Here is a 13,879-nt window from a genome sequence, read left to right on the forward strand (position 1 = left end):
GGCTTAATTAGGAGGGTATTCAAAATGAACAGAAAAGCAGAAAGAATCATTGGATGGATCGGTGTAGGTCTGACAGTGCTTTACATGTTGCTGTTCTTAATCGGTACATTCATGAAAGATGGTATGTTGGCAGACATTCTATTAAAACAAGGGGATACGAGTATGTCGCCGCAATACTTGCATCAAACAATGGTCTTCACCACAATTGGTTTGATTGTTGTCGCAATTATCGCAGTAGTTGGTTTAGTCTTAAGTAAGAAAAATCGCATTGCTGCGGGAATTATTTTAATTGTAGCGGCAGTCGTAGGCTTATACTTCTCAAACTTTATCGCTTCTATTTTATTCTTTATCGTTGCGATAATGTTATTTGTCAGAAGAAGTAAAGCAAAACGTGAAGCCAATCAAGCCTATGACCAACAACATGGTTATTTTGAAGGTTATACACGTGATCACGATAATCCAAATAAGCACGCATCAGTAAACCCTGATGTGAAACAACAAGTGATTAGTCATGAAGAACATGAAAAGTTTGATACACATGAACAAAATCATGAAGCGCATTATGAAGAAAATGCGAATGAAAGTGAATTAGCAAAACAACGTAGAAGAGACGAGTCTGAACGTCCGAGCAGACATGATTTAGATGATGACAAATTATAATATTAAAAATGCAGCCGCAATCTTGTAAGGAGATAATTTCAAGATTGCGGCTGCTTTAATTTTGTATTGATTTGTTTAAAGTTCTTGGAATGTTTGAATGATTAAATGGATATTTAATCCGCTTAATATAACGATCAATGACCATGAAACAATGTTAATCCATAGTTTGTTTTTAAAGCGTCCCATTAAATCTTTGTTGTTGGTTGCAAGTTGAAGCGGAATTAATGTAAACGGCAACGCAATACTTAAGAATACTTGTGAAAAGACTAAGAGTTGTTCCATCATACTTTCATTGCCGTGGAAGATGATTAAACAAATGATGACTGGAATAATTGCGATTGAGCGTGTAATTAAACGTGTTACCCAGTTTGGCAATTTCAAGTTGATAAACCCTTCCATAACGATTTGACCAGCTAATGTACCTGTAATGGTTGAGTTTTGACCGGACGCAAGTAAAGCGACTGCGAATAAAGTACTCATGAGTCCGCCAAGCGATGCGCCAAGAAGCGGTTGTTGTTCTAAAGCTTGGTATAAGTCATAGAAACCGCCAAGATTATCTGCATTACCAGAACCGAAGAATAATCCGGCACCTAATACAAGTAATAAACAGTTAATCACAAATGCGATAGACAATTGAATGTTTGAATCAATCGTCGCATATTTAATCGCTTGTGCTTTAGATGCTTCATCTTTTCGATTGTATGTTCTAGATTGAACGATAGATGAATGTAAATATAGGTTGTGCGGCATAATCGTCGCACCGACAATACCTAATGCGATATATAAAGCACCTTGTTGTGTAATGATTTTACTGCTAGGTACAAAGCCGTTTAATACACTGACAACATCTGGTGAAGCAATATAAACTTCAAAGATAAAGATTGCGAGTACGGTAAAGATTAATGTACCGACAATCGCTTCGATTTTTCTGAAGCCGAATTTCATAATAAATAATAAAATAAAAACATCAAGCACTGTAATAATGGCACCGACAAGCAATGGAATTCCGAATAATAGATCAAGTGCAATGGCACTACCGATAACTTCTGCGATATCTGTGGCAATAATTGCAAGTTCAGCTATGATCCAGAATATAAATGCGAGCGGTTTGTTTAAGAAACGTTTAGTGACTTGTGCTAAGTCATGTCCTGATGCGATACCCAGCCTAACTGTCATGCTTTGAAGAAGCATTGCAGATAAACTTGAAACTAAAATAATAAAGAGCAGAATATAACCATATTTGGCTCCGCCTTGCATGGAGGTTATCCAGTTACCTGGGTCCATATAACCTACCGCAACCAGTAAGCCTGGCCCTAAGAAAGATAAAAATTTCTGCTTGATACTGCTGTTTGAATTGAAACTGACAGTATTGTTGATTTCATCTAAGCTGTCGTTATTATAATTGACCTGTCTTTTAGTCAAGAAGGCCACCCCCACTTCTATATGTTCTAACAATGGTTTAATAATAAAGTAAAAATAAAATTAGGTCAACCTAATAAAACAGTTTTTGGAGATAAAAATTGTGAGCAATGAGAAATGAGCGGAAAAGAAAAACTGAATTAGACAAAGTAGGATAAGACGAACTTTGTCTAATTCAGTACGATAATTCTGAATAGATAGTTAAATACTCGGCATTATGTTATTATGGATAAAACTTTAACAGTTGCTCAAATGTATCTTCTAGATAGTTGAGGAATGCTTGATCAGATTGTAGTTCAGGTGCATCAGGCGCAAGTGTACGGGCAATAAAGAACTCGCCTTTTTTGAGTTGTTTCGCACGTGATAATGCTTGTTCTAAATCTTCTGTAGACAAATCTTGAATCAAGGGTTTATCCATTTTGACATGGTCTACACAAATACGGTAGTCTGCCGGCAAGTTTTCAATAGCGTTGAAATGATTTTCAAAGACGTCGATGTAATGTGCTTTGTTTTTGGCTTCATGCATCACACCGAACATTACGAAGACTTGTGATTCATACAAACCGATTTGGAAATGCGGCAGCATTTTATAACCACGTTTATTTGTAGAGAATGCAACCCAAGTATCTTTTGGGGGATTCACTGTACGACGTGCATGTTTTGCGATATGCATGAAGAATGCATCAGCTGTATGCGTAGACAAGAAGTCAGCAAAGTGCTCGCCGAGTTGATGTAACTTAGGTCTGATATGCGTTTCGATTTCAGACATACGTGCTTCTAATCCAGGCACTTCAAAGACTTTAAAGTCGTTAGAAGAAAAAGTATAGTTAGACATGACAAAAGCCTCCTGTTGGTTATGAATGAAGCTATTGTAGCATAATTTTGACGTGATTTAGAGTAAATGAAATTCTGAAATGATTTAGTTATAATATGATTAAAGGGGTGTTCGTAAATGGCAGTATATGATTTTGCAAAAGGACTTGTAATTGAAGCGGGTAATAATATTCGTAAAATGATGCAGCAAGATATCGATATTGAAACAAAATCAAATCCGAATGATTTGGTTACGAATGTCGATAAAGCGACGGAAGATTTTATTTATAACAACATTATGGAGAATTATCCAGACCACCAGTTTATTGGTGAAGAAGGGCATGGCAGACCGATGTCTGAAGTGGAACAAAAAGGGATTGTATGGGTGATTGATCCAATCGACGGCACATTAAACTTTGTGCACCAAAAAGAAAATTTTGCGATTTCCATCGGTATTTATAATGATGGTGAGCCTTATGCAGGATTTGTATATGATGTCATGAATGATTTACTCTATCATGCAAAAGCAGGAGAGGGTGCATTTGTAAATGAACATCCAATGAAACCATTAGAGCATTCAGATTTGAATAAAAGTCTGATTGGAATTAATCCAAATTGGTTAACAAAGCCAGTAATAGGTGTTATATTCAGAAAGGTAGTAGATGAAGCGAGAAGTTGTCGCGCATATGGTTCTGCGGCCTTAGAAATGATTCATGTGGCTCAAGGGAAATTAGGTGCGTATTTCACACCAAGACTGCAACCTTGGGATTATGCCGGTGCTTTAATTATCTTAGATGAAGTGGGCGGAAAAGGTACGGATTTATTAGGCAATCCGTTAACACTTAATCAACCGCATTCTGTATTAGTCGGTAATCCAACAGTACATGAACAAATTTTAACCCAATACATGTTGCCAGAAAAAGAAACTTTTGAAGCTTTACACAAAAGATATCAATAAAAAATAAAAGGTCGGGACCATCGAAGCTTTTAAACAGAGATTGTTCAAAAAGCATCTTGGAACCCAACCTTTTTCTTTTGACTGAAATATATGTGTATTCTTTCTCCTGCAGGGTACTGCATGGAGTGGAACCCTTTGTGTTAAAAATTCATGTTATAAATGGTCAGAACCAATCGTTTTCACGATATTTTTTCTTAGTTGCAAAGCCGGCACCAAAAATTGCGATAAGGATAATGGCTGTAATAGCCATAAACCAATAATTTTGAGCACCTAGGCTAAAACTGAACAGTACTAAGAAAATAACTGCAAGAACAGAATAAAGCCAAAATATCGCTTTTGATTTTTTTTTCTGCATTCAAACCCCACCTTACTATTCTTTGCTCAATAATATGATATAATAAAAAAGTTGCAAATTGAAGTGGGAATTTACTCAAGAAAGGAAATTTAGTATGACAAATTTAAGAGAAGACGTACGTAACATTGCTATTATTGCTCACGTTGACCATGGTAAAACAACTTTAGTTGACGAATTATTAAAACAATCTGGTATTTTCCGTGAGAATGAGCATGTTGATGAACGTGCAATGGATTCTAATGACATCGAAAGAGAACGTGGTATTACAATCCTAGCGAAAAATACTGCAGTTAACTATAAAGGCACTAGAATTAATATTTTAGACACACCAGGACACGCTGACTTCGGCGGTGAAGTGGAACGTATCATGAAAATGGTAGACGGTGTTGTATTAGTTGTTGATGCCTATGAAGGTACAATGCCTCAAACACGTTTCGTGTTGAAAAAAGCATTAGAACAAAATTTAAAACCTGTAGTAGTTGTAAATAAAATTGATAAACCAGCAGCACGTCCTGAAGCAGTTGTAGATGAAGTCTTAGACTTATTTATCGAATTAGACGCAAATGATGACCAATTAGAATTCCCAGTTGTATATGCTTCAGCGGTCAATGGTACAGCAAGCTTAGATTCAGAAAAACAAGATGAAAACATGCAGTCATTGTATGAAACAATCTTAGATTATGTACCTGCACCAGTTGATAACCGTGATGAGCCATTACAATTCCAAATTGCGTTGCTTGATTACAATGATTATGTAGGTCGTATCGGTATTGGCCGTGTATTCCGCGGAACAATCAAAGTCGGCGACCAAGTTTCATTATTAAAACTAGACGGCAGTGTTAAAAACTTCCGTGTCAGCAAAATCTTTGGTTTCTTCGGATTAAAACGTGAAGAAATTGAAGAAGCACATGCTGGGGACTTAATTGCGGTTTCAGGTATGGAAGATATCAACGTTGGTGAAACAGTAACACCGCACGATCATCAAGAAGCATTACCTGTTTTACGTATTGATGAACCAACACTTGAAATGACATTCCGTGTTAATAACTCACCATTCGCAGGTCGTGAAGGTACGTATGTAACAGCACGTCAAATTCAAGACCGTTTAGACCAACAACTTGAAACAGATGTTTCATTAAAAGTTACACCGACTGATCAACCAGATGCATGGACAGTCGCAGGTCGTGGTGAATTACACTTATCAATCTTAATTGAAAATATGCGTCGTGAAGGTTTCGAATTACAAGTATCTAAACCTCAAGTAATTCTTAAAGAAATTGATGGTCAATTATGTGAACCATTCGAACGTGTTCAATGTGAAGTGCCTCAAGAAAATGCAGGTTCAGTAATTGAATCACTTGGACAACGTAAAGGTGAAATGTTAGACATGGTTACAACTGACAACGGTTTAACACGTCTTGTATTCATGGTTCCGGCACGTGGTATGATTGGTTACACAACTGAATTCATGTCTATGACAAGCGGTTACGGTATCATTAACCACACATTCGAAGAATTCCGTCCACGTATCAAAGGACGTATTGGCGGACGTCGTAATGGTGTATTAGTTTCTATGGACCAAGGTAAAGCGAGCCAATACGCAATTATTGGTTTAGAAGACCGTGGTACAAACTTCATGGAACCAGGTACTGAAGTATACGAAGGTATGATTGTTGGTGAAAACAACCGTGATAACGACTTAACAGTAAACATCACGAAAACTAAAAACCAAACCAACGTACGTTCAGCGACAAAAGACCAAACTGAAACAATGAAACGTCCACGTATCTTAACACTTGAAGAAGCGTTAGAATTTATTGATGACGATGAATTGTTAGAAGTTACACCAGAAAGTATCCGTATGAGAAAGAAAATCTTGAATAAATCTCAACGTGAAAAAGAAGCAAAACGAATCAAACAATTAATGGCTGAAGACGAATAAGCGTTAACAACCTTAAATATTGAAGAAGCCTGAATCAAATGGTTCAGGCTTCTTTTTTTATGCGAAAAGAAAGAAGACCATGCTTTAATGGTCATGGTCTTCTGTTAATATATTGAATTTTTCTTGTGATTTATAAAAATTATTACGTTGTTTAGGAACATCTAAACGACTTCTGCAATCTTCACACATAAATGTGCGCATTGGGTGATTGCGTAGTTGTTTGGCTTCCAATGTATTTTCATCTATGAGTACTTCCGTATCACAAATGATACACTGTACTTTGATCAAATTATACCACCTCGATAGCCGTCACATGTTTGAATTCATGTGAATACCCTTCTTCAGGTATGTACACGAAGCTGTCTACACCATTGTCATCATATAAGCGTTTACCTTTATCTGCGAATTTGAAGAATAGATAAGGTAATAAGCTTAACGGCACCTCGATTGAATCTTCGTCATTAGAAAGACGAATAGCTGAAGCATTCTCATTTGGTTCAGCATTCTTGAAGAAAGGTGTCATGTTAATCACAAATGTGTCTTCAATCATGGCACGTTTTTTATATTTGATTTCAGAATTCAGGGTTGGAGGATTTGTTTGTCCTTCCAAAATGGCGCGATTCCATTCACGGTTATTTTGGAATTCGACAGGTTTAGTACCTTCAAAGACACCTGCTTCTAAATCTTCGATTTTTACTTTGCGATCGTCAAAAATCCAAGTCGTACTATCTAGTGTGATTGGAAATTTAACGTTACCCTTAATTTGTATCATGTTATGCGCTCCCCTTTATATTATCTGAGTCTATGATAACATAGAATAGACTTACTGAATCGAAATTTACTTGCAATTTAGTTTTGAGTAGGCTAAAATTTTTAGTATGACAAACAAATGATAGGGGGAGTATGTCATGACGAAATCGAACACAATCAATAACGCGGCATATGACCAATTAAATAAAGATGCAGATCGCATTCTGCAATTAATCAAAGTGCAAATGGACAATTTAACATTGCCGCAATGTCCTTTGTATGAAGAAGTATTAGATACACAAATGTTTGGCTTACAAAAAGAAGTAGACTTTGCAGCAAACTTAGGCTTGATCGATATTGAACAAGGCAAAGAAATCATGTTGCGTCTTGAAAAAGAATTGTCTAAACTTCATGAGGCATTCACAAACGTTTAATTTCACAGCATCAGATTAAACCGCACGAAGTGGCTGCAGTTCTGTCAGAAGTTGATAGAATGTCAGTCACTTTTTTTATTTCTTTCAAGCATACAGAAATGCTTGCAACACGACTTTAAAATGTGGTTTTATAAAGATATCGTCAAAGTAAAAACAGAATTAAGACATTCATGTCTTTCACAAACTCTAAATATATTTGAAGTGATTTCAAATATGAGAATTGGATGATTTTTAAATGAATAACATAAAATCTTTCTTTCGATATGTAGGAAAGTATGCAAAATATATCGATTATCCGCTAGTCATTACATATATAATGCTGTGTTTTATCGGTTTAATCATGGTTTATAGTGCCAGCATGGTTCCAGCAACTAAAGGGACACTCACAGGTGGTACACCTGTTTCTGGTACATATTTCTATTCGAGACAACTCATGTATGTTGTGATGAGTTTTGTTATTGTATTCTTTATGGCGTTCTTTATGAACGTTAAATTTTTACAACAGACGCGTGTACAGCAAATTATGATGGTCGGTATTTTCCTATTACTCTTCTTTACTTTATTAATCGGTAAGAATATTAACGGTTCAAAAAGTTGGATTAACTTAGGGTTTATGAACTTACAGGCTTCTGAGTTATTGAAGATTGCTATTATATTGTATTTACCATTTATGATTAATAAGAAGCGTGAACGCGTACTTGCGAATCCTAAACTAATTCGCGGTCCAATATTATTCATTATATTATGTATTATCATGGTTCTATTCCAACGTGATGTAGGACAGACATTGTTGATTATCATTATATTTATGTCTATCATGCTTTATGCAGGTATTTGGGTTAAACCACTGGTAAAGTGGGGCGGAATCATCTTTGTAGGCGGCGGTATTGCCTTCATATTATTTGCGCTTGCAGGTTGGTTACCCGCTTACTTAGTTGCCCGTTTTAGAATTATGACGGATCCATTCCATTATGAATCAGGTACGGGTTATCATATTTCCAACTCGCTTATGGCGATTGGGAATGGCGGATTATTTGGTAAAGGTATCGGCAACAGTGTATTGAAACTCGGGTATTTGCCAGAACCGCATACGGACTTTATTTTTGCGGTCATTTGTGAAGAATTAGGATTAATCGGCGGTCTTTTTGTGATTGGTTTACTGTTCTTTATTGTATATAGAGCTTTCCAATTAGCCTCCCAAACAAGTTCTTATTTCTACAAACTGGTTTGTGTGGGTATCGCAAGTTATATTGGCAGTCAAACTTTCGTAAACTTAGGCGGTATTTCAGCGTTGATTCCTTTAACAGGGTTACCATTACCGTTTATTAGTTTCGGTGGTTCTTCTATGATCAGTTTAAGTATTGCCTTAGGGTTACTCTTAATTACCGCAAAACAAATTAAATTGGATAAACAAAAAGCAAAACAAACACATATTGATATTCCTAGAAGATATTAAAGGATTGGGCTGAGTGGTCATACACTCAGTCTTTTTTTATTGGTCCAATATGTAAAAATACAAACGTTTTTATAGTGAGGCGTCAATAATGTTAAGAATAAAGGTTAAGTGAAAATGATTGTTTTCAGAAATAGGTATAACTAAAGTTTATGATGTGTTATAAGAAAATGTGATATAATACGGATATGCTTAGGTAAGTCCTAGCTATACTCACAACATCAAATATGCTTTAGAGATGTGTTTATAAGTTGTTTATTATGTATAGTTCGGCATAAATTTTTTATATCAGAACAGATAATTCTACTAACATTAATGTTCGTGTTTTGGTATAATACAATTTACAACAAAGGTTTAGAAAATTCTAATAATTGATTTTTGGGGGTTGATCGCTTGAAGAAGATTAATAAATTAATGGTAGCAAACCGTGGTGAAATCGCAATTCGTATTTTCCGTGCAGCCACTGAATTAGATATTACAACAGTCGCAATTTATTCAAATGAAGACAAAGGTTCATTACATAGAAACAAAGCAGATGAATCTTATTTAGTCGGTGAGGACTTAGGTCCTGCGGACAGTTATTTAAACATCGAACGCATTATTGAAGTTGCGAAGAATGCTGATGTTGATGCGATTCATCCTGGTTACGGATTCTTAAGTGAAAATGAAACCTTCGCAAAACGCTGTGAAGAAGAAGGTATTATCTTTATCGGCCCGAAATTGAAACATTTAGATATGTTCGGGGATAAAGTGAAAGCCCGCGCCACAGCAATTGAAGCTGGTTTACCAGTTATTCCAGGTACAGATGGACCGATTGAGGATTATCATAAAGCGGCAGATTTTGCGAAAGAAGCAGGTTATCCGTTAATGATTAAAGCCACTAGCGGTGGCGGCGGTAAAGGTATGCGTATTGTAAATGAAGAATCTGAGCTTGAAGAAGCCTTTACGCGTGCGAAATCTGAAGCACAAAAATCTTTCGGTAACAGTGAAGTTTATATTGAAAAATATATTAATGAACCAAAACATATTGAAGTACAAATTATGGGGGATGAACATGGAAATATTGTTCACCTTTATGAAAGAGATTGTTCGGTACAACGTCGTCACCAAAAAGTGGTTGAAGTTGCGCCATCCGTTGGTATGGATGAAGGGTTACGTCAACGTATTTGTGATGCAGCCTTACAATTAATGAACAATGTCGGCTATGTCAACGCAGGGACAGTTGAGTTCTTAGTGTCTGGCGATGAATTCTTCTTTATTGAAGTTAACCCGCGTGTTCAAGTAGAACATACCATCACTGAAATGATCACAGGTATTGATATTGTGAAAACACAAATCCTTGTGGCGGATGGTGAGTCATTATTTGGTGATGAAATCGGTATTCCGCATCAAGATGATATCCATACATTAGGTTATGCGATTCAATGTCGTATCACAACAGAAGATCCGACAAATGACTTTATGCCAGATACAGGTCATATTATTGCATATCGTTCAAGTGGTGGCTTCGGTGTACGTTTAGATGCTGGTGATGGCTTCCAAGGTGCAGAAATTTCACCTTATTACGATTCACTGTTAGTGAAATTATCAACACATGCGTTAACGTTTAAACAAACAATTGAAAAAATGGATCGCTCATTACGTGAAATGCGTATCCGTGGTGTAAAAACAAATATTCCTTTCTTGATTAATGTAATCCGTAATCAACACTTCCAAGAAGGCGACTATACAACTAAATTTATCGAAGAAACTCCAGAGTTATTCGAAATTAAACCAACACAAGACCGTGGTACAAAAACATTAGAATACATTGGTAATGTGACAATTAATGGTTTCCCTAACGTAGAGAAACGTCAAAAGCCAGAATTTGAACGTCCATATGTAGAACGTGTACCAAAATCTGAAATCAAACAATTAAGAGGAACGAAACAACTCTTAGATGAACAAGGCCCTAAAGCAGTAGCAGATTGGTTATTGAAACAAGAAGATGTATTAATTACAGATACAACATTCCGTGATGCACACCAATCTTTACTTGCCACACGTGTCCGTACGAAAGATATGTTAGCGATTGCATCTCAAACAGCTGAAATCTTACAAGATGCCTTCTCACTTGAAATGTGGGGCGGTGCAACATTTGACGTTGCCTATAACTTCTTGAAAGAAAACCCATGGGAACGTTTAGAGCAAATGCGTAAAGCAATCCCTAACGTTTTATTCCAAATGTTATTACGTGCGTCTAACGCAGTAGGATATAAAAACTATCCAGATAATGTGATTAAGAAATTCGTTAAAGAAAGTGCTGAAGCGGGTGTCGATGTCTTCCGTATCTTTGACTCATTAAACTGGTTAGACCAAATGAAAGTGGCGAATGAAGCGGTTCAAGAAGCAGGTAAAATCTCTGAAGGTACAATTTGTTATACAGGTGATATTTTAGATCCGCAACGTTCAAATATTTATACATTAGAATACTATGTGAACCTTGCGAAAGAATTAGAAAAAGAAGGCTTCCATATTCTTGCGATTAAAGACATGGCTGGTTTATTAAAACCTAAAGCGGCCTTTGAATTAGTTGGAGAATTAAAAGCGGCAGTTGATTTACCAATCCACTTGCATACGCATGATACAAGCGGTAACGGTATCTTAACGTATAAACAAGCGGCAGATGCAGGTGTTGACGTTATTGATACAGCGGTATCTTCTATGAGTGGTTTAACAAGTCAGCCAAGTGCCAACTCATTGTACTATGCCTTAAATGGTTTCGGGCGTGATGCACGTACAGATATCAACGGTTTAGAACGTTTAGGTCAATATTGGGATACAGTACGTCATTACTACAGTGATTTCGAAAGTGATTTCAAATCACCAAATACAGAAATTTATCAATATGAAATGCCTGGCGGCCAATATTCTAACTTGAACCAACAAGCGAAAAGTTTAGGTCTCGGCAATAGATTCCATGAAGTCAAAGATATGTATCGTCGTGTGAACTTCCTATTTGGAGATATCGTTAAAGTAACACCATCTTCAAAAGTAGTCGGTGATATGGCGTTATACATGGTACAAAATGATTTAACAGAAGAAGATGTCTTAAAAGACGGTTATAAACTCGACTTCCCTGAATCAGTGGTATCATTCTTTAAAGGTGAAATCGGACAACCTACAGATGGTTTCAATAAAGAGCTTCAAAAAGTAGTGTTGAAAGGTCAAAAACCTTTAACAGAACGTCCAGGTGAATATCTTGAAGATATCGATTTTGAAGCATTGCGTGAAGAGCTTCAAGCGAAACAAGAAGCACCTGTCACTGAACAAGATTTAATCAGTTATGCGATTTATCCAAAAGTGTATGAACAATACATCGCAACGAAAGAACAATTCGGTGATGTGTCATTATTAGATACACCAACATTCTTCTTCGGTATGCGTCCAGGCGAAACTGTAGAAGTTGAAATCGATAAAGGTAAAACTTTGATTATCACATTAGAAGCGATTACGGAACCAGACGATAAAGGTGTCAGAACTATCTTCTTCATCATGAACGGTCAAACGCGTCAAATTAAAATTCAAGATGAAAATGTGAAAACAAATGCGACAGTGAAACCTAAAGCAGATAAATCAAATCCAAACCATATCGGTGCACAAATGCCAGGTACGGTTTCAGAAGTTAAAGTTGCGGTAGGTGATCATGTAGAAAGCGGACAAGCGTTATTGATTACAGAAGCAATGAAAATGGAAACAACAGTTCAAGCACCATTCAGCGGAACAGTGAAACAAGTAACTGTGACAAATGGTGAAGGCATTCAAACAGGTGACTTATTAGTAGAATTAGAAAAAGATGAATAATTAAATTGAAACACCAGAAATGATGGTTATTTCTGGTGTTTTTTATCTTATGTTGATCCTATCATTTATAAGAGAATGACCTGAGCTGAAAGAGGCAAAAAAATAACCGCTGAACATTATTTTGTTCAGCGGTTATTTGTCTTAATATGCGTTGTTTTTAACTTTTTCAACACGTTTAGTACGAAGCATTAATAAGATGAAGTAGGCGATTAAACCGAATTCAAATGTGATGATTAATGCGTGTAATAAAGCGATGAACAAGTTCACGCTTGTGAAGATAGATAACGCACCTGTAATAATTTGCAACACGATTAAAAGTAATGCGGCTGTGTAACCGTAACGAATAGTACGGTTATCATGATAGTGTCTGATTGCGTAATTAAACGCAAGGAAGACGCTGATTGTCGCGATAAGTGCTAATAATCTATGCATGAATTGTACCCAGTCTTGTTCTGTATGCGGAATCAAGTCTGCGAAAGGTAATGGCCATGAACCATAAGCCAGTGATGATTTTGTATGTCTTACTAATGCACCTGTGTAAATGCCGACATATAAACAAATCGCCATTGTCCAAGTGTAGAATCTTAATTTGCGGTCGATGTGTACTTTGTTGGCTTCGTATTTTTGATCAACATCGAAGATAATTAATGTTAATACGAATACGGATGAGAAGCTGATTAATGAAATACCAAAGTGTAAGGCAAGTACGTAATCATTTTGTTGCCAAAGTACTGCGGCAGCTCCGACTAATGCTTGGATAAGTAAGAAACCGACACTGATAATTGCGAGTGGTTTCACTTCTTTAATATACCCGATATTTTTCCAAGCCGTGATAACCAACCATAATACCACGATTAATGATAATGCAGATGTTGCTCTGTGACTGAGCTCGATAATAGTACTAATAGGCAGGTTTTGCGGTAATAATGCGCCATGACATAACGGCCATGATGATCCGCAACCATCGGCTGAACCTGTTTTGGTTACAAGTGCGCCGCCTAATTGAACCCATGCCATAATAACTGTTGCGAGAACAGCTAACCATCTAAGGTTACGTTTCTTAAACAATTTAAAACACCCCACTGATTAATTGACATAGATAAAGGCAGAGGAAAGGAGGGATTAGTATGAACAAGTATGTCTGACCAATCCGATTTCCATGCCTCAAGCCTAGTTGTCATTTGATAAATTGTAAATATTTATAAACATTATATCAATAAAGACTATAAATTTTAATAGCAAGTGGAATGAA

At 36.5% G+C, this 13,879-nt stretch carries 12 protein-coding genes; 6 read left to right on the forward strand and 6 right to left on the reverse strand.

The annotated features are described in order from the left end of the window. Window positions 1-24 precede the first annotated feature (24 nt). A complete protein-coding gene (locus tag ACFCT9_RS01130) occupies window positions 25-660 on the forward strand; it encodes a DUF4064 domain-containing protein (RefSeq protein WP_412520142.1) in 636 nt (211 codons plus the stop codon). A 75-nt stretch (window positions 661-735) separates the two neighbouring features. Here ACFCT9_RS01130 and ACFCT9_RS01135 read toward each other — a convergent pair whose 3' ends face one another. Next, complete coding sequence (locus ACFCT9_RS01135; protein ID WP_412520144.1) at window positions 736-2,082, reverse strand: Nramp family divalent metal transporter; 1,347 nt, start codon at window positions 2,080-2,082, stop codon at window positions 736-738. A gap of 220 nt (window positions 2,083-2,302) precedes the next feature. Next, window positions 2,303-2,914 (reverse strand): YktB family protein, encoded by a 612-nt coding sequence (locus tag ACFCT9_RS01140; protein WP_412520145.1) that lies wholly within the window; start codon window positions 2,912-2,914, stop codon window positions 2,303-2,305. A 117-nt stretch (window positions 2,915-3,031) separates the two neighbouring features. On the opposite strand from ACFCT9_RS01140, the gene ACFCT9_RS01145 reads away from it, so the two are divergent. Next, a complete protein-coding gene (locus ACFCT9_RS01145; RefSeq protein WP_412520146.1) occupies window positions 3,032-3,850 on the forward strand; it encodes an inositol monophosphatase family protein in 819 nt (272 codons plus the stop codon). A 163-nt stretch (window positions 3,851-4,013) separates the two neighbouring features. On the opposite strand, the gene ACFCT9_RS01150 is transcribed toward ACFCT9_RS01145, so the two are convergent. Then, window positions 4,014-4,205: a DUF5325 family protein gene (locus ACFCT9_RS01150; RefSeq protein WP_412520148.1), complete on the reverse strand. Its 192-nt coding sequence runs from the start codon at window positions 4,203-4,205 to the stop codon at window positions 4,014-4,016. A gap of 94 nt (window positions 4,206-4,299) precedes the next feature. On the opposite strand from ACFCT9_RS01150, the gene typA reads away from it, so the two are divergent. Next, the gene (gene typA / locus ACFCT9_RS01155; RefSeq protein WP_412520150.1) at window positions 4,300-6,147 is read left to right on the forward strand and encodes a translational GTPase TypA; all 1,848 of its coding nucleotides are present in this window, start codon (window positions 4,300-4,302) and stop codon (window positions 6,145-6,147) included. 84 nt (window positions 6,148-6,231) lie between these two features. Here the strand turns inward: typA and ACFCT9_RS01160 are convergent, their stop codons facing one another. Then, window positions 6,232-6,435: a DUF2197 domain-containing protein gene (locus ACFCT9_RS01160; protein WP_412520151.1), complete on the reverse strand. Its 204-nt coding sequence runs from the start codon at window positions 6,433-6,435 to the stop codon at window positions 6,232-6,234. Window position 6,436: 1 nt separating this feature from the next. Further along, the gene (locus ACFCT9_RS01165; protein WP_412520152.1) at window positions 6,437-6,919 is read right to left on the reverse strand and encodes a hypothetical protein; all 483 of its coding nucleotides are present in this window, start codon (window positions 6,917-6,919) and stop codon (window positions 6,437-6,439) included. A gap of 136 nt (window positions 6,920-7,055) precedes the next feature. Here ACFCT9_RS01165 and ACFCT9_RS01170 point away from each other — a divergent pair, with 136 nt between their 5' ends. The 3 genes from ACFCT9_RS01170 (at window position 7,056) to ACFCT9_RS01180 (ending at window position 12,627) form a co-directional block, all read left to right on the forward strand. Continuing rightward, window positions 7,056-7,331, forward strand: coding sequence for a YlaN family protein (locus ACFCT9_RS01170; RefSeq protein WP_002480542.1), 276 nt, complete (start codon window positions 7,056-7,058; stop codon window positions 7,329-7,331). Window positions 7,332-7,566: 235 nt separating this feature from the next. Then, on the forward strand, window positions 7,567-8,787 hold the full coding sequence (ftsW, locus tag ACFCT9_RS01175; protein WP_412520154.1) for a cell division peptidoglycan polymerase FtsW: 1,221 nt from the start codon (window positions 7,567-7,569) through the stop codon (window positions 8,785-8,787). A 390-nt stretch (window positions 8,788-9,177) separates the two neighbouring features. Next, window positions 9,178-12,627: a pyruvate carboxylase gene (locus ACFCT9_RS01180; protein ID WP_412520155.1), complete on the forward strand. Its 3,450-nt coding sequence runs from the start codon at window positions 9,178-9,180 to the stop codon at window positions 12,625-12,627. 141 nt (window positions 12,628-12,768) lie between these two features. Here the strand turns inward: ACFCT9_RS01180 and ACFCT9_RS01185 are convergent, their stop codons facing one another. Next, complete coding sequence (locus ACFCT9_RS01185) at window positions 12,769-13,695, reverse strand: COX15/CtaA family protein (protein WP_412520157.1); 927 nt, start codon at window positions 13,693-13,695, stop codon at window positions 12,769-12,771. Window positions 13,696-13,879: the final 184 nt, after the last annotated feature.

Origin of the sequence: Staphylococcus simulans (assembly GCF_047037175.1) — a bacterium.
GTDB classification, from domain to species: domain Bacteria; phylum Bacillota; class Bacilli; order Staphylococcales; family Staphylococcaceae; genus Staphylococcus; species Staphylococcus simulans_C.